This window comes from Nonomuraea sp. 10N515B (assembly GCF_052245915.1).
GTDB lineage: Bacteria > Actinomycetota > Actinomycetes > Streptosporangiales > Streptosporangiaceae > Nonomuraea.
The window spans coordinates 1-22,968 of sequence record NZ_JBQQBQ010000032.1; the positions used below are offsets into that span (position 1 = coordinate 1).

23 protein-coding genes and 1 pseudogene are annotated in these 22,968 nt (G+C 69.8%); 11 read left to right on the plus strand and 13 right to left on the minus strand.

What is annotated here, in order from left to right; genetic code table 11:
* Positions 1 to 188 (minus strand): annotated as a pseudogene (locus tag ACTWQA_RS35900) (cation:proton antiporter); the annotation flags it as partial.
* A 398-nt stretch (positions 189 to 586) separates the two neighbouring features.
* Between ACTWQA_RS35900 and ACTWQA_RS35905 the strand changes: the two are divergent.
* The 3 genes from ACTWQA_RS35905 (at position 587) to ACTWQA_RS35915 (ending at position 3,011) form a co-directional block, all read left to right on the plus strand.
* On the plus strand, positions 587 to 1,252 hold the full coding sequence (locus ACTWQA_RS35905; RefSeq protein ID WP_443163420.1) for a DUF998 domain-containing protein: 666 nt from the start codon (positions 587 to 589) through the stop codon (positions 1,250 to 1,252).
* Between the two features lie 54 nt (positions 1,253 to 1,306).
* Positions 1,307 to 1,681, plus strand: coding sequence for a YciI family protein (locus ACTWQA_RS35910; protein WP_443163421.1), 375 nt, complete (start codon positions 1,307 to 1,309; stop codon positions 1,679 to 1,681).
* A 70-nt stretch (positions 1,682 to 1,751) separates the two neighbouring features.
* Complete coding sequence (locus ACTWQA_RS35915) at positions 1,752 to 3,011, plus strand: RNA polymerase sigma factor (RefSeq protein WP_443163422.1); 1,260 nt, start codon at positions 1,752 to 1,754, stop codon at positions 3,009 to 3,011.
* A 37-nt stretch (positions 3,012 to 3,048) separates the two neighbouring features.
* Here ACTWQA_RS35915 and ACTWQA_RS35920 read toward each other — a convergent pair whose 3' ends face one another.
* The 7 genes from ACTWQA_RS35920 to ACTWQA_RS35950 form a co-directional block, all read right to left on the minus strand.
* The gene (locus ACTWQA_RS35920) at positions 3,049 to 3,720 is read right to left on the minus strand and encodes a DUF3159 domain-containing protein (RefSeq protein WP_305922388.1); all 672 of its coding nucleotides are present in this window, start codon (positions 3,718 to 3,720) and stop codon (positions 3,049 to 3,051) included.
* A gap of 4 nt (positions 3,721 to 3,724) precedes the next feature.
* A complete protein-coding gene (locus tag ACTWQA_RS35925) occupies positions 3,725 to 4,111 on the minus strand; it encodes an OB-fold nucleic acid binding domain-containing protein (protein ID WP_127935160.1) in 387 nt (128 codons plus the stop codon).
* Between the two features lie 29 nt (positions 4,112 to 4,140).
* Positions 4,141 to 4,791: a DUF3710 domain-containing protein gene (locus ACTWQA_RS35930; protein ID WP_443163423.1), complete on the minus strand. Its 651-nt coding sequence runs from the start codon at positions 4,789 to 4,791 to the stop codon at positions 4,141 to 4,143.
* Between the two features lie 46 nt (positions 4,792 to 4,837).
* The gene (gene dut / locus ACTWQA_RS35935) at positions 4,838 to 5,278 is read right to left on the minus strand and encodes a dUTP diphosphatase (protein ID WP_443163424.1); all 441 of its coding nucleotides are present in this window, start codon (positions 5,276 to 5,278) and stop codon (positions 4,838 to 4,840) included.
* Entirely contained in the window at positions 5,275 to 5,826 is a 552-nt protein-coding gene (locus tag ACTWQA_RS35940) for a PaaI family thioesterase (protein WP_305922385.1), read from the minus strand. Before ACTWQA_RS35940 ends, dut begins: the two co-directional genes overlap by 4 nt.
* An 11-nt stretch (positions 5,827 to 5,837) precedes the next feature.
* Positions 5,838 to 7,073, minus strand: coding sequence for an AI-2E family transporter (locus ACTWQA_RS35945; RefSeq protein ID WP_443163425.1), 1,236 nt, complete (start codon positions 7,071 to 7,073; stop codon positions 5,838 to 5,840).
* A 115-nt stretch (positions 7,074 to 7,188) separates the two neighbouring features.
* The gene (locus ACTWQA_RS35950; protein WP_443163426.1) at positions 7,189 to 8,421 is read right to left on the minus strand and encodes an MFS transporter; all 1,233 of its coding nucleotides are present in this window, start codon (positions 8,419 to 8,421) and stop codon (positions 7,189 to 7,191) included.
* A gap of 57 nt (positions 8,422 to 8,478) precedes the next feature.
* Here ACTWQA_RS35950 and ACTWQA_RS35955 point away from each other — a divergent pair, with 57 nt between their 5' ends.
* Positions 8,479 to 8,997, plus strand: a complete 519-nt coding sequence (locus tag ACTWQA_RS35955; protein WP_443163427.1) for an ArsR/SmtB family transcription factor — start codon at positions 8,479 to 8,481, stop codon at positions 8,995 to 8,997.
* Between the two features lie 31 nt (positions 8,998 to 9,028).
* Here the strand turns inward: ACTWQA_RS35955 and valS are convergent, their stop codons facing one another.
* On the minus strand, positions 9,029 to 11,497 hold the full coding sequence (gene valS, locus ACTWQA_RS35960) for a valine--tRNA ligase (RefSeq protein ID WP_443163428.1): 2,469 nt from the start codon (positions 11,495 to 11,497) through the stop codon (positions 9,029 to 9,031).
* A 108-nt stretch (positions 11,498 to 11,605) separates the two neighbouring features.
* On the opposite strand from valS, the gene ACTWQA_RS35965 reads away from it, so the two are divergent.
* Positions 11,606 to 11,890 (plus strand): DUF4235 domain-containing protein, encoded by a 285-nt coding sequence (locus tag ACTWQA_RS35965; RefSeq protein WP_327590450.1) that lies wholly within the window; start codon positions 11,606 to 11,608, stop codon positions 11,888 to 11,890.
* Here ACTWQA_RS35965 and ACTWQA_RS35970 read toward each other — a convergent pair.
* The 4 genes from ACTWQA_RS35970 to paaN all read right to left on the minus strand — a co-directional run bounded on the left by ACTWQA_RS35970 (position 11,823) and on the right by paaN (position 17,471).
* Positions 11,823 to 13,256 (minus strand): alpha,alpha-trehalose-phosphate synthase (UDP-forming), encoded by a 1,434-nt coding sequence (locus tag ACTWQA_RS35970; protein WP_443163429.1) that lies wholly within the window; start codon positions 13,254 to 13,256, stop codon positions 11,823 to 11,825. The two genes, ACTWQA_RS35965 and ACTWQA_RS35970, sit on opposite strands and share 68 nt — an antisense overlap.
* A 14-nt stretch (positions 13,257 to 13,270) precedes the next feature.
* Positions 13,271 to 14,815 carry an FAD-dependent monooxygenase gene (locus ACTWQA_RS35975; protein ID WP_443163430.1) on the minus strand — a complete coding sequence of 515 codons (1,545 nt, stop codon included), beginning with the start codon at positions 14,813 to 14,815 and terminating at the stop codon, positions 13,271 to 13,273.
* Entirely contained in the window at positions 14,812 to 15,759 is a 948-nt protein-coding gene (locus tag ACTWQA_RS35980; protein ID WP_443163431.1) for an MBL fold metallo-hydrolase, read from the minus strand. Before ACTWQA_RS35980 ends, ACTWQA_RS35975 begins: the two co-directional genes overlap by 4 nt.
* A gap of 65 nt (positions 15,760 to 15,824) precedes the next feature.
* Positions 15,825 to 17,471 (minus strand): phenylacetic acid degradation protein PaaN, encoded by a 1,647-nt coding sequence (paaN, locus tag ACTWQA_RS35985; RefSeq protein WP_443163432.1) that lies wholly within the window; start codon positions 17,469 to 17,471, stop codon positions 15,825 to 15,827.
* Positions 17,472 to 17,818: 347 nt separating this feature from the next.
* Between paaN and iscB the strand changes: the two genes are divergently transcribed.
* The 6 genes from iscB to ACTWQA_RS36015 all read left to right on the plus strand — a co-directional run bounded on the left by iscB (position 17,819) and on the right by ACTWQA_RS36015 (position 22,931).
* Positions 17,819 to 19,231: an RNA-guided endonuclease IscB gene (gene iscB / locus ACTWQA_RS35990; protein ID WP_443163433.1), complete on the plus strand. Its 1,413-nt coding sequence runs from the start codon at positions 17,819 to 17,821 to the stop codon at positions 19,229 to 19,231.
* Positions 19,201 to 19,611, plus strand: a complete 411-nt coding sequence (paaI, locus tag ACTWQA_RS35995; RefSeq protein ID WP_443163434.1) for a hydroxyphenylacetyl-CoA thioesterase PaaI — start codon at positions 19,201 to 19,203, stop codon at positions 19,609 to 19,611. Before iscB ends, paaI begins: the two co-directional genes overlap by 31 nt.
* A gap of 34 nt (positions 19,612 to 19,645) precedes the next feature.
* Positions 19,646 to 20,950: a phenylacetate--CoA ligase PaaK gene (paaK, locus tag ACTWQA_RS36000; protein ID WP_443163435.1), complete on the plus strand. Its 1,305-nt coding sequence runs from the start codon at positions 19,646 to 19,648 to the stop codon at positions 20,948 to 20,950.
* 4 nt (positions 20,951 to 20,954) lie between these two features.
* Positions 20,955 to 21,551: a TetR/AcrR family transcriptional regulator gene (locus ACTWQA_RS36005; protein ID WP_443163436.1), complete on the plus strand. Its 597-nt coding sequence runs from the start codon at positions 20,955 to 20,957 to the stop codon at positions 21,549 to 21,551.
* A gap of 72 nt (positions 21,552 to 21,623) precedes the next feature.
* Entirely contained in the window at positions 21,624 to 22,007 is a 384-nt protein-coding gene (locus ACTWQA_RS36010; protein ID WP_443163437.1) for a S26 family signal peptidase, read from the plus strand.
* 135 nt (positions 22,008 to 22,142) lie between these two features.
* The gene (locus ACTWQA_RS36015; protein WP_443163438.1) at positions 22,143 to 22,931 is read left to right on the plus strand and encodes an inositol monophosphatase family protein; all 789 of its coding nucleotides are present in this window, start codon (positions 22,143 to 22,145) and stop codon (positions 22,929 to 22,931) included.
* Positions 22,932 to 22,968: the final 37 nt, after the last annotated feature.

The window sequence follows — 22,968 nt, forward strand, 5'->3', positions numbered from 1 at the left end:
AGTTCGGCCAGCGTGCCCACCAGCTCGTCGCCCGGCCTGACGGAGACCACGCCGAGCACGCCGTCGCCCAGCACGAATCCGGCTACCAGGAACAGCGCGGCGGTGGACAGGATCGTGCGATGGGCCAAACTCGAGACGAGCACGGCCAGCAGCAGCACGCCAGCGAAAACCGTCAACAGGGTGCCCACAGGGGAAGCCTCCGCAGAAGTCGTACGCGATCAGACATTGCCGACCAGACTTCCCGGCGCACCGCGCTATACCGTAACAGCACTCCTACCGCAGCCGTCTATACGGGTCCTTGACGCATGTTTCACGACAAGGCGCGTGGGAGTCACAGGTAGCGCCACCACAGGTATGGCACGCACAGCGCGATGGTGACCACGGCGACTACGAGGCCGCGGGGGTCTGCCGAGCGCCGTCAGATTCTCGCCTGGCGGCGCTTCTTGCCGTCCCACCCGAGCGGCACTACGGACCACCAAAAAATCTTGCAAAAAATCTGTGGGCGCGTGTCGAAACCGCCTCGCCTCGTTCGCAGCGTATCCAGTGGGCCGGACGAGCCGGCCCCGCCGATGCGAGGTTGACGACCATGACCCAGCAGCTTGCCCACTCCCCCGCCCGCCCCCTCTCCACCCGGCGTCTGCTGCTCGGCTGCGGCATCGTGGCCGGCCCCACGTACGTGATCGTGGCCCTGGCGCAAGCGCTCACCCGGGACGGCTTCGACCTGGCCCGTCACCCCTGGAGCTTCCTGGCCAACGGCGAGCTCGGCTGGATCCAGACCACGAACTTCGTCCTCACCGCCCTGGCCACCATCGCCGCCGCCGTCGGCCTGCGTCGCAGCCTGTCCCCCGGGCGCGGCGCGCGCTGGGCGCCGATCCTGGTCGGCGCGTTCGGGGCTAGCATGATCGGCGCCGCGATCTTCCCCGCCGACCCCGCGATGGGCTTCCCCGCCGGAACCCCTGAAGGCCCGGGCACGGTCACCCTGTCAGGGATGCTGCACATGGCCGTCGGCGGCGTCGGATTCCTGTGCATGGTCGCGGCCTGCTTCGTCATCGCCTCCCGGCAGGCCCGCGAGGACCGCAAGGGCTGGGCCCTGTACTCCCGGGTCACCGGCACGCTCTTCCTCGGCTCGTTCGCGGGCATCGCCAGCGGCGGCGGCGTCGCCTGGGCCAACCTGGCGTTCATCGCCGGCATCGTGGCGATCTGGAGCTGGCTGTCGCTACTGTCACTGAGCCTGTCCCGCCAGACCGCCTGACTCCCCCTACGAAGACCTGACGTTCCCCACCGCAACGAAGAAAGGCAACGCACGATGCGCTACTTGGTCACGCTCAAGGTCGCCGCCCAGCCCGACGGGCCACCGCCGGCCGACCTCATGGAGGCCATCTTCAAACTCGGCCAGGAGGCCACCGAGGCCGGCGCCCTGCTCGACCAGAGCGGTCTGGCCCCTAGCTCCGAGGGGGCGAGGGTCGAGGTGAGCGGCGGCCGCCTGGCCGTGAGCGACGGGCCGTTCGCCGAGGCCAAGGAAATGATCAGCTACGCACTGTACGAGGTCAAGACCAAGGAAGAGGCCGTGGAGTGGACCTCCCGCTTCATCAAGCTGCACCGTGACCTGTGGCCGGGATGGGAGGGCCAGGCGGACGTGCTGCGGCTGTTCTCGCCGGCGGACTTCGCCCCACCGGCCTGACACCCCAGGACCCCACCGGCCGCGGACCGCGAAGGCGCGGGTCCGCGGCCGGATGCTGTATTCAGGACGCATGACGGTAGCCGATTCCCATCGGGCGGTGGAGGCGGTCTGGCGGATCGAGTCCGCCCGCGTCATCGCCGCACTGGCCCGCATGACGGGCGACCTCGCCCTGGCCGAAGAGCTGGCCCAGGACGCGTTGGTGGCGGCGCTCGAAGAGTGGCCCCGCAAGGGCGTGCCCGACAATCCGGGCGCCTGGCTGACGCTCACCGCCAAGCACCGCGCCATCGACCAGTTCCGCCGCCGCGACACCTACCAGCGCAAGCTGCAAGAGATGGGCCGCGACATGGAGCTCCGCCAGGAAACGGCCGAAGCCGAGCTCGACGACGCCCTCGACGATCACATCGGCGACGACCTGCTCCGCCTCATCTTCACCGCCTGCCACCCCGCCGTGCCGGCCGAGGGCCGGCTCGCGCTCACCCTGCGCCTGCTCGGCGGCCTGTCCACCGCCGAGATCGCCCGTGCTTTCCTCGTCCCCGAGCCCACCGTCGGCCAGCGCATCTCCCGCGCCAAACGCACGCTCGCCGACCAGAAGATCCCCATCGAGCTGCCGCCGCCCGCCGAGTTGCCGGAACGGCTGGCCTCCATCCTGGAGGTCATCTATCTGATCTTCAATGAGGGGTACGCGGCGACCTCCGGCGAGGACTGGATCCGCCCGTCGTTGTGCCAGGAGGCCATGCGCCTCGGCCGCATCCTGGCCGGGCTCATGCCCGCCGTACCCGAGGTGCACGGCCTGCTGGCGCTCATGGAGCTCCAGGCCTCGCGCATCCCGGCCAGAACCGCCGGGGACGGCTCCCCCATCCTCCTGCTCGACCAGGACCGCAGCCGGTGGGACCGGCTGCTCGTCCGTCGTGGTCTGGACGCGCTGCGCCGCGCCGAGGATCTGGGCACGCTCGGGCCGTACGGGCTCCAGGCCGCCATCGCCGCCTGCCACGCCCGCGCGCTGAAGCCGGATGCCACCGACTGGGAGCGCATCGCCGCGCTGTATCGGCTGCTGGCTCACCTCACGCCCTCGCCGATCGTCGAGCTGAACCGCGCGGTCGCGCTCGGCATGGCCTACGGACCCGCACGCGGGCTGGAGCTCGCCGACGCCCTCAGGGACGAGCGCGCCCTGCGGGATTACGCGCACCTGCCTGCCGTCCGGGGGGACCTGCTGGCCAAGCTGGGGCGGGCAGAGGAGGCGGCCGCCGAGTTCCGCCACGCAGCCGGGCTGACCCGGAACGCACGCGAGCGCGAGCTGTTCCTGGAACGCGCCGCCGAGCTGTCAGCCTGACAGCGCGCCGCCGTGCTGTCAGGCTGACCGCCCGAAGTCAGGCGGGGGCGACTGGGGGTTTGATCGGAGTGCGGCCGCGGCCCAGGACCCAGAGCATCGCGGCGAGCGCGGCCACCTGGAGCGGCCAGCCCATCGCGATCTTGGCGACCCCGAGCGCCGCCACCGCCTGGTCCCCGCCGCCGAACAGGTAGACCGGTCCCTGCACCGCCACCCTGACCGCGCACGGCAGCATGAGCAGCCACGTCAGCCGCGTGCAGAGCCTCACGATGCCCGGATCCTTGTGCCAGCCGGTCGGGTCGTTGGTGACCGAGCCGATCAGGAAGCCCACGACCGGCCACCGGGTGACGATCGACAGCAGCATCCCCACCATGTAGGCGGCGTTCCACAGGATGCCGGGCAGGAAGAAGTCTTTCGCGTCGCCTGATCGGCTGGCGAAGAACCAGCCGATCGCGATGCCGATCAAGCTGTTGATCACGAACTGCGGGCTGGACCGCTGCACGATCCTGGCCACCAGCAGCACGACCGCCAGCGAGATGCTGATGATGAGCGACAGTTTGAGGTCCTCGGTGGAGATCCAGGACACCGTGAACGCGATCGTCGGGATCGCCGCCTCGAGGATGCCGCGCACCCCGCCCAACGCCTTGGCGAGCTGCGCTCGCACCGCCGCTTCCACGGTGTCGTGGGCGACCTCTTCCGCCTCAGCACTCACCTGGTCAACTCCCTGGGCGCAGCTCGTAGCGTGGATTGAACATCACCTTGCGCCCGTCCTGCATGCTGACCAGGCCCTCGGCCTTGACCGTGCGGCCGGGCTCGATGCCCGCGATCTTGCGGCGGCCGAGCCACACCAGGTCGATGACATCCGACCCGTCGTAGAGCTCGGCTTCGAGAGCGGGGGCACCGCCCCTTGGACGCAGCGTCACCGTACGTAGCGTACCCGCTACGCAGAAGCGCCGTCGGCCGCCACACGACGCGATCGGCGTCGCACCGACCTCATCGGCGTCTTCCCGCAGCTCCTGGGCCTCGATCTCGGACTGCGGGGATGCCAGTCGGCTGAAGAAGCCGCGCAATCCCCCGCGTTTGGGGGGCTCTGCCGTACTCATGATGAATCAGCCTATGCGAATGTCAGCCCTTAGCGAATCTCGCTGATTTCAGGTCCTCGTCGGAAGGGGTCGTAGCCGGGCCGCTCCTCGGCCTTCTCGCCGGTCTGCTCATTGGGCCGGCGCAGCGGGATCGGCTCCTCCCGGGCCATCGGCTCGTCGCCGCGGACCACCACGACATCCTTGATGAAGCCGGCGAACGCCTCGAAGACCGCCTCGTCGCGCGCGGCCTTGCCGGAGATCAGCGCCAGCAGGAGCCATCGTGGGCCGTCGATGCCGAGGTAACGGACCGGCATGACGGTGCCGTCGGCGGCCTTGACCTCGCCGCTCAGTTCGGTGCCGAACGGGCCCTCCCGCTCCTCCAGGTCCTTCGCCTGCGTCCGGATCTTGGTCTTCACATCGTCCCACAGGCCCGAACTGCGTGGGGCGGCCAGCGCCTGCAGCGACAGCATGCTGTCGTCGTAGCGGACGACGACGCTGACGTGATGGTCGCCGACCGTGGCCGGCCGTAGGTCGAAATCGGGGATGTCCGGCAGCCGCAGGCCGCCGTAGTCGATCCTGTCGGTGTCCGGGTGAGGCTCGTCGGCGTCCCAGGGGCCGGACTCCCGCGTGGGGGCGGCAGGCTCCTGCTCGTGCGCGACCGCCTGCTCCGGCTGCTCATGCCGACGACGACGTCGGAACACTTTTCTCACTCTCCCTGCTCGCTTGGGCCGCGGAACGACCCGTCCGTCAACGTCCCGTCGATCCGAAGCCGTTCACGCCGCGCACCGAGCCCGGCAGGCGCTCGACCTCGGAGAACGCCGCGCGCTCGACCCGCTGGATCACGAGTTGCGCCACGCGGTCGCCGCGCTGGAGCCGGAACGGCTCCTTGGCGTCCGTGTTGATCAACGTCACCTTGATCTCGCCCCGATAGCCGGCGTCGACCGTGCCGGGCGCGTTGACCATGGTGACCCCGTGCCTGGCCGCCAGCCCCGAGCGCGGATGGACGAACGCCGCATAGCCGTCGGGGAGGGCGATCGCCACGCCCGTCCCGACCACGGCCCGCTCGCCGGGCAGCAGCTCGACGTCCTCAGCCGCGTAGAGATCGGCGCCCGCGTCTCCCGGATGGGCATAGGACGGCATCGGCAGCTCGGCGTCGAGCCGGTGGATGAGGACCTCCACGTTGCTCAAGGGTTCACCTCGTAGTCCTGGTGCTCTGCGGCGATGGCGGCCAGGTCGCCGTGCTTGGCGAAGTGCTCCATATTCACCTCGATGAACAGCGCTGCCGCGCGGACGGCGACCGGTCCGTCGGGGGCGCCGATGCGCCCCTCTGCCTCAAGGTACGCCTTCCTGCCCGCGATGCCGTTGCACCAGGCGCGCAGGTGGAGTGTCGTGCCCACGGGAACGGGGAGAAGGTAGTCGGTCTCCAGCCGTCCCGTCACATAGGGCTTGCGGAACAGGTAAACAGACATACCGATGACCTCGTCCATGGCGGCGGCCAGCACGCCGCCGTGCGCCAGCATAGGCGCGCCCTGGTGCGCCTCCCCCACCGTGAACTCGGCCTCGACGGTCGCGCCGTCGGGGGTCCTGGCCGTGAGGTGCAGGCCGGTCGGGTGGTCATCGCCGCACCCGAAGCAGCGGCTGTAATGGGAGCCCAGGTGGGTGCCCGGCGGCGCGTCGGGGTGCGCCGCGGGCACACCGGCGCCGTGTGGCGGGGTGGTGAGGGAGGAACGGGTCACGGGTGACGAGGTTACTCCGTGTCCCGGCCCTGCCCGTCTCCGGACCGGGTTCCGCCCGCGGGGGGAGTCCCGCCGGCCGAAGGCGGCCCTGCCGCGGGCGGCGTGTCCTCTGCGGGAACAGGCCGGGGTGCAGGCCGCGGTGGCTCGCCGCCGGGCGGTGGCTCGACATGCTCCTCGGGCGGCGGCGGCAGGGCCGGCGGCTCGTGCCTGAGCTCCGGCAGCGCCCGGTAGAGCACCGCCGCCACCGGCACGGCCACGGCCGCCCCCGCGATGCCCGCCAGGATGCCCCCGATGGACAGCACCAGGATGATCGCCAGCGGATGGAAGTTGAGCGCCCGCCCCACGATGAGCGGCTGCAGCACATGGTTTTCCAGCTGCTGCTCCACGATGAGGATCCCGAGGAAGACCAGCGCGAGCACGAGCCCCTTCGCGCCCAGCGTGACGAGCGTGGCCACTGTGCCGGCGAAGAAGATGCCGACGATGGGGATGAAGCTGGCGAAGAAGATCAGCACCGCCAGCGGCGCCCAGAGAGGCACGCCCATGCCGGCCAGCACGATGCCCATGACCAGCCCGTGCACCGCCGCCACCGCCACCGTGCCCTGCACGTAGTGGGAGAGCGTGGTCCACGCGACCCGCCCCGCCCGGTCCACGCGCGGCGCCATCCCGCCGAATCCCCGCAGGAACCACGCCCAGATCCGCTCGCCGTCCTTGAGCAGGAAGAATGTCACGAACAGCAGGAGCACGATGGACGCGAGCACCTCGAGGGCGGCCGCGCCGGCGCTCAGCACGGTGCCGGTGATGGCCTGGCGTTGCGTGTTGATGATGTTGGCGATCTCGTCGACGTAGGCGGTGATCTGCGTCTGTTCGAGGTGCAACGGGCCGGTGATCAGCCATTCCTGCACGTCGCGAGCGGTCGACTGCACCTGCTTGACCAGGTTGGGGAACTCCTCGCCGGCCCGCGCCCCGACCAGCCAGCCGGTGCCGACGAGCACGGTCAGGGCCACCAGTATGGTGATCCAGGTCGCGTAGATCGGCCGTATGCCCGCCTTCCGCAGGCGGTTGGTCAACGGGAACAGCAGCGCGGTCAGCAGCAGCGCGATCGCCACCGGCAGCGCCACGAACGTGAGCCGGGCGATGACCAGGGCGAAGAAATAGACGACCACGCCGACGAGGATCAGGCACACGCACCACGCGGCCATCCTGGCCAGCACGGGCGGCACGAGTTTGGTTGGGCGGTCCGGCAGCACGTGTTCAAGACTGGCACGTCCGGGCCGCGGATGCGCGCGGATAATCGCCGGTGCGGCTCACAACCGGCCGACGGCGTACGATCGGGCCCGGCGTAAGCGGATCCGGGGTGTGCGACTACGGACCGGCGCTCGCCGGTACGGGCAGCTCGCGCATCGAGCGCAGGGGCGAGGTGACCAGCCACAGGAACGCCAGGCAGGCCCCGAGCGCTGCCACCAGAAGCGTGTTCCGCACCCCGATCACCTCGCCCAGCACGCCACCGATCACTCCGCCCAGCGGCATCGTCCCCCAAACGACGAAGCGGATGGTGGCGTTCATCCGGCCGAGCAGCGGCTCGGGCGTGATGGCCTGGCGGAAGCTGAGCTGGGTGACGTTGTAGACCACCACGGAGGCCCCGACGCAGAATTCGTACAGCCCGAACAGCAGGAGGCGCCAGTCGGCCTGCAGCCACGGCAACACGAACGTCAGCGGCGCGGGCAGCGCGATGGCCACCCACATCGTCGGCCCCTGCCCGAGCCACCGGGCGATCCTGGCGTTGACCAGCGCGCCGGCAAGCCCGCCGACTCCGCCCGCGGCCATGAGCAGCCCGATCGTGCCCGCGGCCAGCCCAAGCTCCCTGGCCAGCAACAGCAGGACCATCGGGAAGGCCATCGCCGAGAACAGGTTCGAGGTGGCGGTGCAGGCCGTGATGCGGCGCAGCAGCGGGTGCCCGAGCACGAATCTGACGCCTTCGGCGATCTCCCGGCCCAGGTGGCCACGGCGCGCCTCCTGGCGCTCCTCGCGCTTGCGGATCCTCCCCAGGCACAGCGCCGACCAGGCGAACCCGGCCACGGTGACGCTCAGCGCGAAGGGCGCGGTGAGGAACTGGATCAGGTAGCCGCCCGCGCTGGGTCCGCCGAGCTGGGCCACCGTGCGCACGATCTCCAGCGAGGAGTTGCCCGCCACGAGCCGCTCCCGCCCGACCAGGTGCGGCAGGTAGCTCTGGTAGGCCACGTCGAAGAACACGGTGAACACCCCGAGCACGAGCGCCACCGCGTACAGCTGGTGGATCGTCAGCGCGTCCAGCCACCACGCCAGCGGCACCGACGCGAGCGCCGCGGCCCGCGCCCAGTCGGCGACGACCATGACGACGCGTTTGCGCAACCGGTCCACGATCGCTCCCGCGGGCAGCCCGATCAGCACGAACGCCAGCGTCTGGCACGCGGCCAGCAGCCCCACCTCGAATTCCGAGACCCGCAGCGCCGACACCGCGACCAGCGGCAGGGCCAGCACTAGGATCTGGGCGCCCGCCTGGCTGGCGCTGTCGGCCAGGAACAACCCGCGGAAGTCGCGATCGCGCAACAAGCTCACGGGATAGACGATCCATGACCGATTGATAAAAGTCAATCAGTTGTAGGCTGGCCTGCCATGGGCAACAAACGCCGCCCGGCCACCGAGGCGGAGGCCCGCGCGCTGGCCTCGGCCATCCGCCTGCGCATCCTGCGGCTCTGCCTCGACCAGGCGTTGACCAACAAGGAGATCGCCCAGCGGCTCGGCGCCAACCCCGCCACCACGCTCCACCACGTGCGTAAGCTGGTCCAGACGGAGTTCCTGGCCGCCGAGCCCAGCCGCCCCGGCCCGCGCGGCTCGACCGAGATCCCCTACCGTGCCACGGGCAAGTCCTGGGAGATGGACGTCCGCGAGAGCGGCGTCATCGGCGCCAAGGCGGCGATGCTGGACGCCTTCCTGGAGGAGCTCAAACTCGTCGACGTCGAGGAGGGCCATTTCACCAGGCTGGGACTCAGACTCACCGCCGACGGGCTCGGCGAGCTGCTGGAGCGGCTGCAGGAGGTTTTCGACGACTTCCGCGACCGGCGGCCGCCGCCGGACGGGGAGGCGTACTCGCTGTTCGTGGCTCTCCACCGGGACGTGAGCCGCGACAGCTGAAGCGGGGGGACGCCGCGCGTCCCCCCGGGCATCAGCTCAGGTGCACCTCGACCGTCAGCTCGTCACCGTGGTCGAGCACGAACTCCTCGACGTTGCCCGTCGCGCACAGATCGTCCTGCGCCTGCCGCACGAGCTCCGCCTCAGGGCCCGTGACCGTCAGCCGGGACACCTCGGCCCGCATCGACAGCTTGGCCTCCGACTTGGCCTTGCGCACCCGCCGGAGCACGTCCGAGGCCACGGCGAGCACCGCCGGGTTCCCCGTCCCTGGCTCGGCGGCGGGCCACGGCGCACGGTGCACCGAGCCCTCCCGCCACCAGGACCACACCTCTTCGGTCACGAACGGCAGGAACGGCGCGAACAGCCGCAGCAGCACGTCGAGCGCCTGCCGCAGCGCCGCGTGGGCGGAGGCGGACCCGTCGTAGGCCCGCGCCTTGACCAGCTCCAGATAGTCATCGCAGAACGCCCAGAAGAAGCGCTCCACGGCCTCCAGCGCCCTGGTGTGGTCGTAGGCCTCGAACGCCTCGCCGGCCTCGCGCACGGCCTCCGACAGCGCCGCCAGCATCGACAGGTCGAGTGGCTCGGTGACCTCACCGTCGCTCTCGGCCAGGCCGAGCACGAACTTCGACGCGTTGAGGATCTTGATGGCGAGCCGCCGCCCGATCTTGAGCTGCCCGACGTCGAAGGCGGTGTCCACGCCGTAGCGCCCGTTGGCCGCCCAGTAGCGCACGGCGTCGGAGCCGTGCTGCTCCAGCAGGTCCATGGGCGTGACCACGTTGCCCTTGGACTTGGACATCTTCTTGCGGTCAGGGTCGAGGATCCACCCGGAGATCGCGACGTCGCTCCACGGCAGCCCGCCGAACTCGTCGTGCGACCTGACCACGGTCGAGAACAGCCAGGTGCGGATGATCTCGTGGGCCTGCGGCCGCAGGTCCGCGGGGAAGACCCGCTTGAACAGGTCGTCGTCGCTCTCCCAGCGGCCGGCGATCTGCGGCGTCAGCGAGGAGGTGGCCCAGGTGTCCATGACGTCCGGGTCGGCCATGAACCCGCCGGGCACGCCGCGCTGGTCCTCGGTGTAGCCGGGCGGCACGTCGGAGGACGGGTCGATCGGCAGCGTGTGCTCCGGCGGCACGATCGGCGCGTCGTGGACCGGCTGCCCGGACTCGTCCACCGGATACCACACCGGGAACGGCACGCCGAAGAAGCGCTGGCGGGAGATCAGCCAGTCGCCGGTGAGCCCCTCGACCCAGTTGTCGAAGCGCACCCGCATGTGCGGCGGGTGCCATCGCAGCTCGCGCCCGCGCGCCAGCAGCTGCTGGCGCAGCTCCTCGTCCCTGCCGCCGTTGCGGATGTACCACTGGCGGGTGGTGACGATCTCGAGCGGCTTGTCGCCCTTCTCGTAGAACTTCACCGTCCGCGTGACCGGCCGCGGCTCGCCCTCGAGGTCGCCGGACTCGCGCAGCAGCTCCACGATCCGCTCGCGCGCGCTGTGCACGGTCTTGCCGGCCAGCTCCTTGTAAGGCTCCGCGTCCACGCCCTCGGGCGGCTCGGGCAGCAGCCGCCCGTCCCAGCCGATGACCGGCCGGATCGGCAGCCGCAGCTCCCGCCACCAGGTGACGTCGGTGATGTCGCCGAACGTACAGATCATCGCGATGCCGGAGCCCTTGTCCGGCTCGGCCAGGTGGTGCGCCAGCACCGGCACCTCGACCCCGAACAGCGGCGTCAGCACCGACGTGCCGAACAGCTCCTGGTAGCGCTCGTCGTCGGGGTGCGCGACCAGCGCCACGCACGCCGGGATCAGCTCGGGCCTGGTCGTCTCGATCCAGACCGGGCCCTTCTCGCCGTAGAACGAGATCCGGTGGAAGGCGCCGGGCCACTCCCGGTCCTCCAGCTCGGCCTGTGCGACGGCGGTGCGGAAGCTGACGTCCCACAACGTCGGTGCCTCGGCCAGGTAGGCCTCGCCGCGCGCCAGGTTGCGCAGGAACGCCCGCTGCGAGACCGCCCGCGCCTCGTCACTGATCGTCGTGTAGAGCAGCGACCAGTCCACCGACAGGCCGACCCGCCGCCACATCTCCTCGAACGCCTGCTCGTCGATCGCGGTCAGCTGGTGGCACAGCTCCACGAAGTTGCGCCGCGAGATCGAGACCTCGCGTTTGCCGGGCTTGTCCGGTGGAAGGAAGTCCGGGTCGTACGGGAGCGACGGGTCGCACCGCACGCCGTAGACGTTCTGCACCCGCCGCTCCGTGGGCAGGCCGTTGTCGTCCCAGCCAATGGGGTAGAAGACCGCCTTACCGATCATCCGCTGATAGCGGGCCATGATGTCGGTTTGGGTGTAGGAGAAGACATGACCGACGTGCAGCGACCCGGACACGGTCGGCGGCGGCGTGTCGATCGAGTAGACCTGATCACGCGGCTTGGACCGGTCGAAGCGGTAGGTGCCGTCGGCCTCCCAGCGAGCTACCCATACCTGCTCCAAGCCGTCAAGGGTCGGCTTTTGGGGCATGGATGCATGGCGTAGTCGCTGCTGAGTCATGCCTCCTTATGGTACGGCTTCACCGGCGCCACAAGCGGTAGAGACTAGTGTTCGTTACATATGGGGAAGGAGATCGGGATGGCGGACGACAAGCCCGACGTGGCCTGGCGGATCATCGGCGGCCTCGTGGGTCTGGTGACCGGGTGGGCGATGAAAAAGCTTCTCGGGTTCGTCTGGGTGAAGGCGACCGGCAAAGAGCCGCCGGTCGACAGCGAGTCACCCGAGGTCAGCATGGGCGAAGCCATCGGCTACGCCGTGCTCATGGGCGTGGGCATGTCCGTGGCGCAGATCGTGGTCAACCGGACCGCCAGGAAGCGCTACGACGCGTGGAAGTCGCTGAAGCAGGTGACTCCAGGGCAGTGAGAAACTCGCTCGCCCAGCGGTCCACGTCGTAGGTGGCGACCCGGCGGCGCATCGTACGCATCCGCCGGGCCAGCTCGTGCGGCGTGGCCCGCATCGCGGCCAGCATCTGCCGTTTGACGTCCTCGACGTCGTACGGATTGACCAGATAGGCCTGGCGCAGCTCGTCGGCGGCCCCGGCGAACTCGCTGAGCACCAGCGCGCCGTGCAGGTCGTGATGGCAGGAGATGTACTCCTTGGCCACCAGGTTCATCCCGTCGCGCAGCGGGGTCACGACCATGACGTCGGCGGCGAGATAGAGCGCGGCCAGCTCCTCGTGGTCGTAGGACTGGTGGAAGTAGACGACCGGCTGGTAGCCGAGCTGCGCGTGCTCGCCGTTGATCCGCCCCACCTGCAGCTCGATGTCGTCGCGCAGCCGGCGGTATTCCTCCACCCGCTCCCTGCTCGGCGTGGCGATCTGCACGAACACCGCCTCGCCCGTCTGCAGCCGCCCGTCCTTCAGCAGCTCGCCGAACGCCTCGAGCCGCTGGCCGATCCCCTTGGTGTAGTCCAGGCGGTCCACGCCGAGCAGCACGTGCTCGGGGTCGCCGAGCTCCACCCTGATCTCCTTGGCCCGCGCCACGACGCTGGACTCGCGTACCAGTGAGTCGAGCTGCCCGAAGTCCACGGAGATCGGGAACGCCTGTGTCTGGACGATACGGTCGTCGAGGAAGATCTCGTTGCCCTTGTACGGCAGCCCCAGCAGCCGCCGGCACAGCCTGCGGAAGTTGGAGGCCCCGCCGGGCAGCTGGAAGCCCACCAGGTCGGCCCCGAGCAGCCCTTCGACCAGCTCCTTGCGCCACGGCAGCCGCCAGAACAACTCGACCGGCGGGAAGGGGATGTGCAGGAAAAACCCGATCCGCAGGTCGGGCCTGAGCCTGCGCAGCATGGCAGGCACCAGCTGGAGCTGGTAGTCCTGCACCCAGACGACCGCGCCTTCCTCGGCCGCGTCGGCGGCGGCGTTGGCGAAGCGCTCGTTGACCTCCCGGTAGGTCTCCCACATCTCCCTGTCGAACACCGGCGGCGCCACGACGTCGTGGTAGAGCGGCCACAGCGTGGCGTTGGAGAAGCCCTCGTAATAGAGCTCCACCTCGCGGGCCGACAGCGGGACCGGGATCAAGTTCATGCCGCCCTGCTCGAACGGCTCCAGCTTCTCGTCGGGCGCCCCGTGCCAGCCGGCCCACGCTCCGTGGCGCCGTTGCATCACCGGCGCGATCGCGGTGACGAGCCCGCCAGGGCTCCTGCGCCACGAGGCCGTTCCGTCAGGCTCGATCGACCTGTCCACCGGCAAACGGTTCGCGACGATCAGAAACGAGCTCCGGCCAGTCACGCAGTTCCCTCCTCTTATGGGGTCATGTCAGGCGAGCCACCCATGGCACGGCTCAGGGCGGCCGCCACCGACTCCGGACCCGCGTGGGGGATGATCGCGGCGATGTGGGAGTCGGGCCTGATGACCCATGCCTCCTCAGGCCCGGCGCCAAGCCTTTCAGTGAGCGAGCCGGTCCCATCCATCTCCGCGAGCCCGCGTACGGCGAGCGGCGCCGTAGTGACCTTGCCCAGGACCTGCACAAACAAACTCGAATCGCACATATCACCCAGAAGTACTAGAAATCCATCCCGGCAGAACTCCCGCAGCCGCCCGCCCGGAATGCTCGCGTCGGGCAGGATCACACCGGGCGCGGGCGGGCACAACGCGCCTTTGGGCGGCCTGCCCGTGAAGGGCCGCGTCGGCTCGGGCGTGGTCAACGGCGAATCGACATACCAGTAGGGTTCGGCGAAGCGCCCGGAGTCGATTTCCGCGACCAGCCCGCCCTCCAGCACCGCCCGCCGGTGCATCCGCTCCTCCACGCTGCGGGGCGCGATAAAACGCATCGTGGCGGCGGTGACCTCGAGGTTCTCCCGCGCGGCCGCGTGCCGCTCGGCGTGGTAGGACTCCAGCAGGCCGTCCCCGGCCCAGCCGTTGAGCACGAAGGCCAGCTTCCACGCCGCGTTCTCGGCGTCGGGCACGCCGGAGTTGAGCCCGCGCGCGCCGAATGGGGCCACCAAGTGAGCGCAGTCGCCGGCCAGCAGGACCCGGCCGACGCGCATGCGGGAGGCGATGCGGGAGTGAAAGCGGTAGGTGCTGTGCCAGATCAGCTCGTGGGGCCGCTCGCCAATGATTTGCCTGATTTTTCGCGAAATATCAGTCTTCGTTGGGATGAAGTCGGGCGCGATCTGCCAGTCGATCCTGAACGTGCCCCCTGGGCACGGGTGGATCAGCACCTGCCGTCCCGGATTCCAGATGGGATCGAAGTAGAAACGGCGCTCGCTCTCCCAGCCCGGCAGGTCGGCCTTGATGTCGCAGATCAGGAACTGGTCGTCGAACGTCTCGCCGTCGAAGGTGACGCCGAGCGACTGGCGTACCTGCTGGGCCCGCGCTCCCGCGCAGACCAGCACGTACGGTGCCCGTAGCAACCGCTGCCCGCAGTGCACCGTGACGCCGGAGGCGTCCTGCGTGAGCCTGGTGGCCTCGTGGTTCCAGCGCACCTCGATGAGCGGCTGCCCGGCGATGGCCTCGTCGAGAATCTGCTCGGTGCGCGCCTGCGAGATGTTGACGAACGGGGGCATCGGGCCCTCCCGCTCGAACGACCAGGAGAACAACTCACGGTCGCGGTAGTAGGTGCGGGCGGTCGTCCAGGTCAGCCCCTCCTCGGCCACCTTGCCCGCCCCCACCGCGGCCCAGACGTCGAGCACGTCACGCTGCTGGCAGATGGAGCGCGACCCACCCGCGTCCCGCCCCGGCCGCCGGTCCAGCACCAGCACCTGGATGCCCCAGCGGGCCAGCAACAACGCGGCACTCTGCCCCACCGGCCCCGCGCCGATCACGATGACCTGCGGCTCGGTGTTCACGACTGCAGCTCGTTCCAGACCTCGCGGTCGCGCTCGGCGGTCCAGATGCGCGGCCGCTCGACACCGTGCAGCTCGTCCCAGAGCCGGGAGACGTTGAACGGCAGGCAGTGCTCGAAGATCGGCCAGCCGCCGTAGCGGGGCTCCAGAGCGCGGTGGGCGTTGTCGAACGCCTCCTTCAGCGTGCCGGCGGCGCTCACCTCGCGCAGCATGACGCGCAGGAAGTCACGGGTCTGCGCGATGGCCGCCTCCACCCCGGCCTTGCCCCTGGCCACCGCTCCCCTGCCGCCGACCAGCGTCTCCGCCCCGAAGGACGCCACCCGGTCGAGCGTCCCCGCAGACCACTCGCGGTGGAAGGCGTCGCCGGTGTAGAGGGCGGCCTGCGATTCCACGAGGTCGCCGGCGAACATGATCCGGTGGCGCGGCAGCCACGCCACCAGATCTCCTTCGGTGTGGCCGCGCCCGCAGTAGGCCAGCACCAGATCGCCCCGGTCGCCGCCCAGGTCGATGGTGAACGTGTCACTGAACGTCGCCGTCGGCCACGTCAGGCCGGGGATCGACTCAGGCTCCTTGAACAGGCGGGGCATCCTGGCGTATTCACTGGCCCAGTCCTGCTCGCCGCGCTCGGCGATCAGCTCGCGGGTCTTGTCGTGCGTCACGATCACGTCCGCGCCGAACGCCGACGCGCCCAGCACCCTGACGGCGTGGTAGTGCGACAACACCAGATACCTGATCGGCTTGCCGGTGTGCGCACGCAGCCTGGTCAGCCACTCGCCGGCGGCCACCGGCGTGGCCAGGGCCTCGAAGCAGACGAGGAAGTCCTCGCCCTCGATGGCGCCCACGTTGGGGTCGCCTTCGGCGGTGAGCGCGTACACGCCGTCCGCCAGCACCTCCAGGGTCTGCCTCTTCTCACCGAGATCCGCCGACGAGGCGAACGGCTTGGCCATGGCTCTCCTCCCGTCACCACTCGTAGAGTCCCTTCCCGCTCCCGCGGCCCCCTCCCGGGGCGGGGTCATGCCGGGCGGCGAGACTGCACCAGGTGGAAGCGGCCCGCCACGTAGCCGGGGTCGGTGAGGGAGGCCGTGGCGGCCGGGTTGGCGCCGCTGCCGTGGTAGTCGCTGAAGGCGGCCGACTGGTTGACGAAGACGCCGGCGGTCAGGTTGCACGACAGGTTCACGCCCGCGTCCAGTGCCGCGCTCTCGGCCTGGTCGAGTACCTCCGGAGAGGTCGAATAGGCGGATGCGGTGAGCGCCCCGCGCGCCTTGGTCGTGCGGCGCAGCACCTCCAGGCTCTCCTCGGTGGAGGCCGTCGGCACGAGGAACGCGATGGGGCCGAAGTGCTCACGTCCGTAGACGTCGGAGGCGGACGGATCCACCCGGACGATCACCGGCGTCCTGATCACCGCGTCAGGGAACGACGGGTGCTGCACGGCCCGCGACGGCAGCACCACATCCCCCAGCGAGGGCGCGCTCTCCACGCGCACCAGCACGTCGGGGTTGACGATGGCGCCGGTCAGCTCGACCGCCCGCGCGTCGTCGCCGAGCAACTTGCCGACCGCGGCGGCCAGCCCCGCGGCGACCTCGTCGAAGCTCTTGTGCCCCTCGTCCGTGTCGATCCCGCCGGCGGGGACGAGGATGTTCTGTGGCGCGGTGCACATCTGCCCGCTGTAGAGGGACAGGGAGAACGCCAGATTGCCCAGCATGCCCCGCCAGGAGTCGGTGGAGTCGACGACGACGGTGTTGACCCCGGCCTTCTCGGTGTGGACGAGGGCCTGGCGGGCGTTCTGCTCCAACCACTCGCCGAACTCGGTGGAGCCGGTGAAGTCGACGATGCGCACGTCCGGGTGCGTGGCCAGGGTCTTGGCCAGCCCCCGGCCCTCCTCGGCGGCCAGCGACACGAGCGCCGGGTCGAAGCCCGCCTCGGCGAGCACCTCGCGGGCGATCCGCACCGTGATCGCGAGCGGCAGGACGGCCCGGGGATGCGGCTTGACGATCACGGGGTTGCCGGTGACGAGCGAGGCGAACAACCCCGGGTAGGCGTTCCACGTGGGGAACGTGTTGCATCCGATCACCAGCGCGACGCCCCTGGGCACGACGGTGAAGCGCTTGTCCATGACGAGCGGCTCGCCTTTGCCCGGCTTCTCCCAGTGGGCGATCGAGGCGGAGGAGGTCATGGCGGCGTAGCCGTACGCGACGGCCTCCAGCGCGCGGTCCTGCGCGTGCGGCCCGCCGGCCTGGAACGCCATCACGAACGCCTGCCCGGTCGTGTGCTGCACCGCGTTGGCGAGCTCGAAGCTGTGCTGGTTGATCCGGTTGACGATCTCGACGCAGGTCAGGGCGCGGGTGTCGGGGCCGGCGTCGCGCCAGGCCGGCATCGCCGCCTTGGCGGCGCCGATGAGCTGGTCGACGACGGGCTCGGGGTAGGTGACGCCGAGGTCGATCCCGTACGGCGAGCGCTCGGCGCCGATCCACGTCCCGGTGCCGGGCTGGTCGAGGGGGAACGGCTTGCCGAGGTAGGACTCGAACACCTCCTTGCCCCGCTCGGCCGCCCCCTCGCCGTACACGCGCGGGCTCGGCGACTCGGGGTAGGCGCTCCAGTATCCCCGTCCGGCGATCGCGGAAAGGGCTTTCTCCAGGGTGTCGCGGTGCTGTTCGAACATGGTTGCTCACCCTTCTTGACAAAGATCAGCCAGACAGCTAGATATTTACCGAACATTCGGTCAGTTGGCAAGGGAGACCGACGTTTGGAAAGCGCGCGTCGCGTAACCGGATCCCCGCGTAAATGCGGAGCTTTCAGCCGAGATGGCTGAAGGCCCGTGTGTTACCAGCACTAGCCAACCCCAAACAGGAGGTGACCACGTTGGCTACGTTCCGCGCAGGACGGAAGCCCCACCAGGCTGTGCCTCCTCAGCAGCCTGCTCTGGAACTCGGTCCAGCAGACAACCCCGGGATCAGGGACGAAACGGGGACCGAGGGCCGCCGCCGAGCGGCACCCGGCGCGGGACATGTGCGAGAGGAGACCCTCGGCAGTTCACCTGCCGCCGAGGGCGTCACCCCGGACCACCCGGTTCGGGAGCAGGCACGTGAGTGCCACCCGTACGTGCTCGTGCTCGACAAGCACGGGCACCCGCTGCAACCTTGCACGCCGGCCAGGGCGCGCAAGCTGCTGACGAAGGGACGTGCTGTTGTTCACCGGCACACTCCGTTCGTCATCCGTCTCAAGGACCGCACCATCGATGAGAGCGAGGTAGACGGGGTAGAGGTGAGCGTTGACCCCGGCTCCAAGCACTCCGGGATCTCGGTGTTCACCGCTCAGGCCGGCGAGCGCCGCGCCCGGTTCGCGCTCCAGCTCGACCACCGCAGCGGCACGATCTGCAAGAAGATGCAGCAGCGGGCTGCCTGCCGGCGCGGCCGCCGCACCCGGAACCTGCGCTACCGTGCACCTCGCTACTCCAACCGCACCCGGCCGTCGGGCTGGCTGGCGCCGTCTCTACGCCACCGTGTGGCCACGACCGTCTCATGGGTGGACCGACTGACCCGCTGGGCACCGGTGCGAGCGGTGCACCTGGAGCGAGTCACCTTCGACACCCACGCCATCACCGTCGGCCGGTCGCTGGAGGGCGTTGAGTACCAGCAGGGCACCCTCGCCGGGTACGAGATCCGAGAGTATCTGCTGGCCAAGTGGGGGCGGCAGTGTGCATACTGCGGTGTGTCAGGTGTGCCGTTGAACCTCGACCACATCCACCCCCGCAGCCGCGGCGGCTCGGATCGCGTCTCCAACCTGACCGTGGCCTGCGTACCCTGCAACCAGGCCAAGGGTAACCAGCCGATCGACGACTTTCTCGCCCGCAAGCCGAAGGTGCTGGCCAAGATCCTCGCGCAGACAAAGGCCCCACTCCGGGACGCGGCAGCCGTCCAGTCCACCCGCTGGGCGCTGTGGCGGGCACTCGACGCCCGCCTGCCCACGTACGTGGCCTCCGGGGGCCGGACGAAATGGAACCGCACCCGCAACGGCCTGCCCAAGTCTCATACCCTGGACGCCCTGGCGGTGGGCAAGCTCGACACCATCACCGAGACCACGTCCACGGTGCTGGTCGCCGGATGCACCGGCCGCGGCACCCACACCCGCACCCGCACCGACAAGCACGGCTTGCCCCGCCTACGCCTTCCCCGGCACAAGCTGTTCTTCGGCTACGCCACCGGCGACCTGGTGCGGGCTGTGGTCCCGGCCGGCAAGAAGCAGGGAACCCACACCGGCCGCGTTGCCGTCCGGGCCACCGGCAGCTTCAACATCACCACCGCCCACGGCACCGTCCAAGGCATCAGCCACCGTCACATCCGCCTGCTGCAACGAGCGGATGGATACGCCTACACCCTTCAGGAGGAAGCATGCCGACCATGCGCCACTCCTCCTGGGTGAGCGTGCGTCGCATGATCGACGCCGACACCGCCTCCGCGGCCCTGGGCATCGAGCTGACGGAGCTGGCGGAAGGCCGGGCGGTGTGCCGCATGACGGTGACCGGCCAGATGATCAACGGGCACGGGCTGTGCCACGGCGGCTACGTCTTCCTGCTGGCCGACACGGCCTTCGCCTGCGCGTGCAACACGCGCGGCCCGGTGACGGTGGCGGCGGGCGCGGAGATCACGTTCGTCTCCCCCGCCCGCGAGGGCGACGTGCTGACGGCCGAGGCCGCCGAGCGGACCCGCTACGGCCGCAGCGGCATCTACGACATCACGGTACGCAGGCCGGACGGACAGGTGGTCGCCGAGTTCCGCGGCCGGAGCCGGGAATTGAGGTGACAGCGATGTCCGACCACCCGGGCCGGGAGCCGAGATGAGACGTAGACGTGCGGATCCCCCACGGCCGGACGAGCTCGACCCGAGCGAGCGGGCCTCCCACGATGAGCTCATGGCGCTGCAACTGGAGCGCCTGCGGTGGACACTCAGGCACGTCTATGAAAATGTCCCCTTTTATCGGCAAAAGTTTGACAGCGTCGGCGTGCACGCGAGCGACTGCAAGGAGCTCGGCGACCTGACAAGGTTTCCCTTCACCACGAAACAGGACCTGCGAGACCAATACCCCTTCGGCATGTTCGCCGTTCCGCGCGAGCAGGTGGTCAGGGTCCATGCCTCCAGCGGCACTACAGGACAGCCGACCGTGGTGGGCTACACCAGAAGGGACATCGATCTCTGGGCGGACGTCATGGCCCGCTCGATCCGCGCCTCGGGCGGCCGGCCTGGCGACATCGTGCACGTGGCCTACGGCTATGGCCTGTTCACCGGCGGCCTGGGTGCACACTACGGGTCCGAGCGGCTGGGCTGCACGGTGGTGCCGGTCTCCAGCGGCATGACGCCCCGCCAGGTGCGGCTGATCGCGGATCTGCGGCCCGACATCGTCATGGTGACGCCGTCGTACATGCTGGCCCTGCTGGACGAGTTCGCGGCACAGGGGCTGGATCCGCGCGCGTCGTCGCTGCGGATCGGGATCTTCGGCGCCGAGCCGTGGACCGAGCGCATGCGGGAGAAAATCGAGGACTGCTTCGACCTGCACGCCGTCGACATCTACGGGTTGTCGGAGGTGATCGGGCCGGGCGTGGCCAACGAGTGCGTGGAGAGCAAGGACGGCCTGCACGTCTGGGAGGACCACTTCTACCCGGAGACGGTCGATCCGTTCACTGGTGAGCCGGCGGACGCGGGCGAGCTGGTGCTCACGAGCCTCACCAAGGAGGCGATGCCGGTCATCCGCTACCGCACCCGCGACCTGGCCAGGTTGTCGCCGGGTACGGCCAGGCCCGCGTTCAGGCGCATGGAGAAGGTGACCGGCCGCACGGACGACATGATCATTCTGCGCGGCGTGAACGTGTTCCCCACTCAGATCGAGGAGCTCGTGCTGCGGGTGCCAGGCCTGTCGCCGCACTTCCAGCTGCACCTGACCCGCCCGGAGCGGCTCGACGTGATGGCGGTCAGGGTCGAGGCCCGGCCAGCGTTCCCGGACCGGCAGGAGGTCGGCGCGGCGCTGCGGAAGGCGGTCAGGGGCACCGTCGGCGTGCGGGTGGAGGTCGAGGTGGTGGACCCGGAGACGCTGGAGCGGTCGGTGGGAAAGTTTAGACGGGTCATCGACTCACGTCGGGATAATTGAATACATGGCTACCCCTACCTCCACCCGTTCGCGTCGGCGCGGGCACGACCCCGAGTCCGTCCTGGCGATCGCCGTGGGCGTCTTCAACGAGCGCGGCTACGACAGGACGAGTATGGAGGACCTGGCCAGGGCGCTCGGCGTGACCAAGTCGGCGATCTACTACCACGTGCCGGGCAAGGAGCAGTTGCTGGCGCGGGCGCTCGACCGGGCGCTGGACGGGCTGTTCGAGCTGGCCGCCGACGAGCGTGCGGCCGCGGGCCCGGCGATCGACCGGCTTGAGTGGCTGGTGCGGCAGAGCGTGCGGCTGCTCATCGACCGACTACCGTACGTGACGCTGCTGCTAAGGGTGCGCGGCAACAGCCTGACCGAGCAGGCAGCGCTGGAGCGGCGCGGGGAATTCGATGGGTTTGTCAGCCACTTGGTCAAGGAGGCGGCGGAGGAGGGGAGCATCCGGCCGGATCTGGATCCGGCGCTGGTGACGCGGCTGCTGTTCGGCGCGGTCAACTCGATCGCCGAGTGGTACCGGCGGGGGTGCGGCGCGTCGGCGGACGACGTGGCCGACGCACTGGTCACCATGGCCTTCGACGGGCTGAGAGGATAGCTCGTCGCCGCTGCCGGACATCGGCAGCGGCGTCAGGCAGGTGCCCCGGGGAATCAGGGAAACCCCTCACCTGTGCTGCTAGAGCGGCGGAAACCACAGCACCGGTTACGCCGTGGCGAGGTGGTCGTCCTGTTCGGCCGGGAGTGGATGCCTGTCCACCCGCCGGACGAGGTTGCGGGGAAAGTCCTCAAGATCTCGCCGCCGGAGGAGATGACCACCTCGTATGTGATCAAGCGAGTGGTGGCCGTTCCGGGAGATTCGCCGCCGCGAGAGCGGGCGCCGGCTCTGCGCGACACATCGGAGTCGTTCGTCCCGCAAGGCAAGGTGATCCTGCTCGGCGACAACGCCGCCGCCAGCTACGACTCCCGCAAGCACGGCTACTTCGCGATCGAGAACATCATCGGCCCGGTGGTCTGGCCACGTTCGCCTCGGCGTGGCCGGAAAGAGAGCGATTGACCCCCGAGCGCGGTAAAGCGCCGTTGTTACGCTGAGCTGCGTGAAGACTCAACACAGAATGTACAGGAGTAAGATCGCCTCTCAGGAACACCATATGGTCCGCCGGGCGCGGAAGCATGTGAACCCGGTGAGCCGATGACCGACTTCCTCCGGCTGGCCGAGGACATCGCCCGCGAGGCCGGCGACATGCTGCTGACCAAGCGGCCCACGATGTCCGAGGAGATCGAGACCAAGTCCAGCCCCACCGACGTGGTCACCGCCCTGGACAGAGCCTCTGAGGAGCTCATCCGCGCGCGCATCCAGGCCGCCAGGCCCGGCGACCGCATCCTCGGCGAGGAGGGCGGCGAGGCGCCGGGCGACTCCGACGTCCGATGGATCGTCGACCCCGTCGACGGCACCGTCAACTTCCTGTACGGCCTGCCGGACTGGGCGGTGTCGATCGCCGTCGAGGTCGGCGGCCAGGTCGTGGCCGGCGTGGTGAACAACCCGATGCGCGGCGAGGTCTACACCGCCGCGCGCGGCGAGGGCGCCTGGCTCGGCGGCGAGCGGCTGCGCTGCAACACCGGGGTTCCGCTGGCGCAGGCGCTGGTCGCGACCGGATTCGGCTACGGGGCGGCCAGGCGGGTGGTGCAGGGCCAGGTGGTGGCGGCGGTGCTGCCTCGGGTGCGTGACATCAGGCGCGGCGGCTCCTCCGCCATCGACATGTGCTCGGTGGCGGCCGGGCGGGTGGACGCGTACTACGAGCGCGGCATCAACCCGTGGGACTACGCCGCCGCCGGCCTGGTGGCGACCGAGTCCGGAGCCAGGCTCGGCGGGCTGCGCGGCAAGCCGGTGAGCCCCGAGTTCGCCGTCTGTGCCGCACCCGGGCTGTTCGAGGAGCTGCATGACCTGCTGGTGACGCTGGATCCCGAGCGCGACGCGTGAGCTGACAGGGGAAACGGCCGGAGCCAGGGGCTCCGGC

Bases quoted from the DNA above. Each gene is read 5' to 3' on its own strand.
- ACTWQA_RS35905 (WP_443163420.1), top strand. From the start codon at position 587: ATGACCCAGCAGCTTGCCCACTCCCCCGCCCGCCCCCTCTCCACCCGG.
- valS (WP_443163428.1), bottom strand. From the start codon at position 11,497: ATGCCCCAAAAGCCGACCCTTGACGGCTTGGAGCAGGTATGGGTAGCT.
- ACTWQA_RS35980 (WP_443163431.1), bottom strand. From the start codon at position 15,759: ATGGCCAAGCCGTTCGCCTCGTCGGCGGATCTCGGTGAGAAGAGGCAG.
- ACTWQA_RS35915 (WP_443163422.1), top strand. From the start codon at position 1,752: ATGACGGTAGCCGATTCCCATCGGGCGGTGGAGGCGGTCTGGCGGATC.
- paaN (WP_443163432.1), bottom strand. From the start codon at position 17,471: ATGTTCGAACAGCACCGCGACACCCTGGAGAAAGCCCTTTCCGCGATC.
- ACTWQA_RS35965 (WP_327590450.1), top strand. From the start codon at position 11,606: ATGGCGGACGACAAGCCCGACGTGGCCTGGCGGATCATCGGCGGCCTC.
- paaK (WP_443163435.1), top strand. From the start codon at position 19,646: ATGAGACGTAGACGTGCGGATCCCCCACGGCCGGACGAGCTCGACCCG.
- ACTWQA_RS35925 (WP_127935160.1), bottom strand. From the start codon at position 4,111: ATGAGTACGGCAGAGCCCCCCAAACGCGGGGGATTGCGCGGCTTCTTC.
- ACTWQA_RS35910 (WP_443163421.1), top strand. From the start codon at position 1,307: ATGCGCTACTTGGTCACGCTCAAGGTCGCCGCCCAGCCCGACGGGCCA.
- ACTWQA_RS36015 (WP_443163438.1), top strand. From the start codon at position 22,143: ATGACCGACTTCCTCCGGCTGGCCGAGGACATCGCCCGCGAGGCCGGC.
- ACTWQA_RS36005 (WP_443163436.1), top strand. From the start codon at position 20,955: ATGGCTACCCCTACCTCCACCCGTTCGCGTCGGCGCGGGCACGACCCC.
- paaI (WP_443163434.1), top strand. From the start codon at position 19,201: ATGCCGACCATGCGCCACTCCTCCTGGGTGAGCGTGCGTCGCATGATC.
- ACTWQA_RS35955 (WP_443163427.1), top strand. From the start codon at position 8,479: ATGGGCAACAAACGCCGCCCGGCCACCGAGGCGGAGGCCCGCGCGCTG.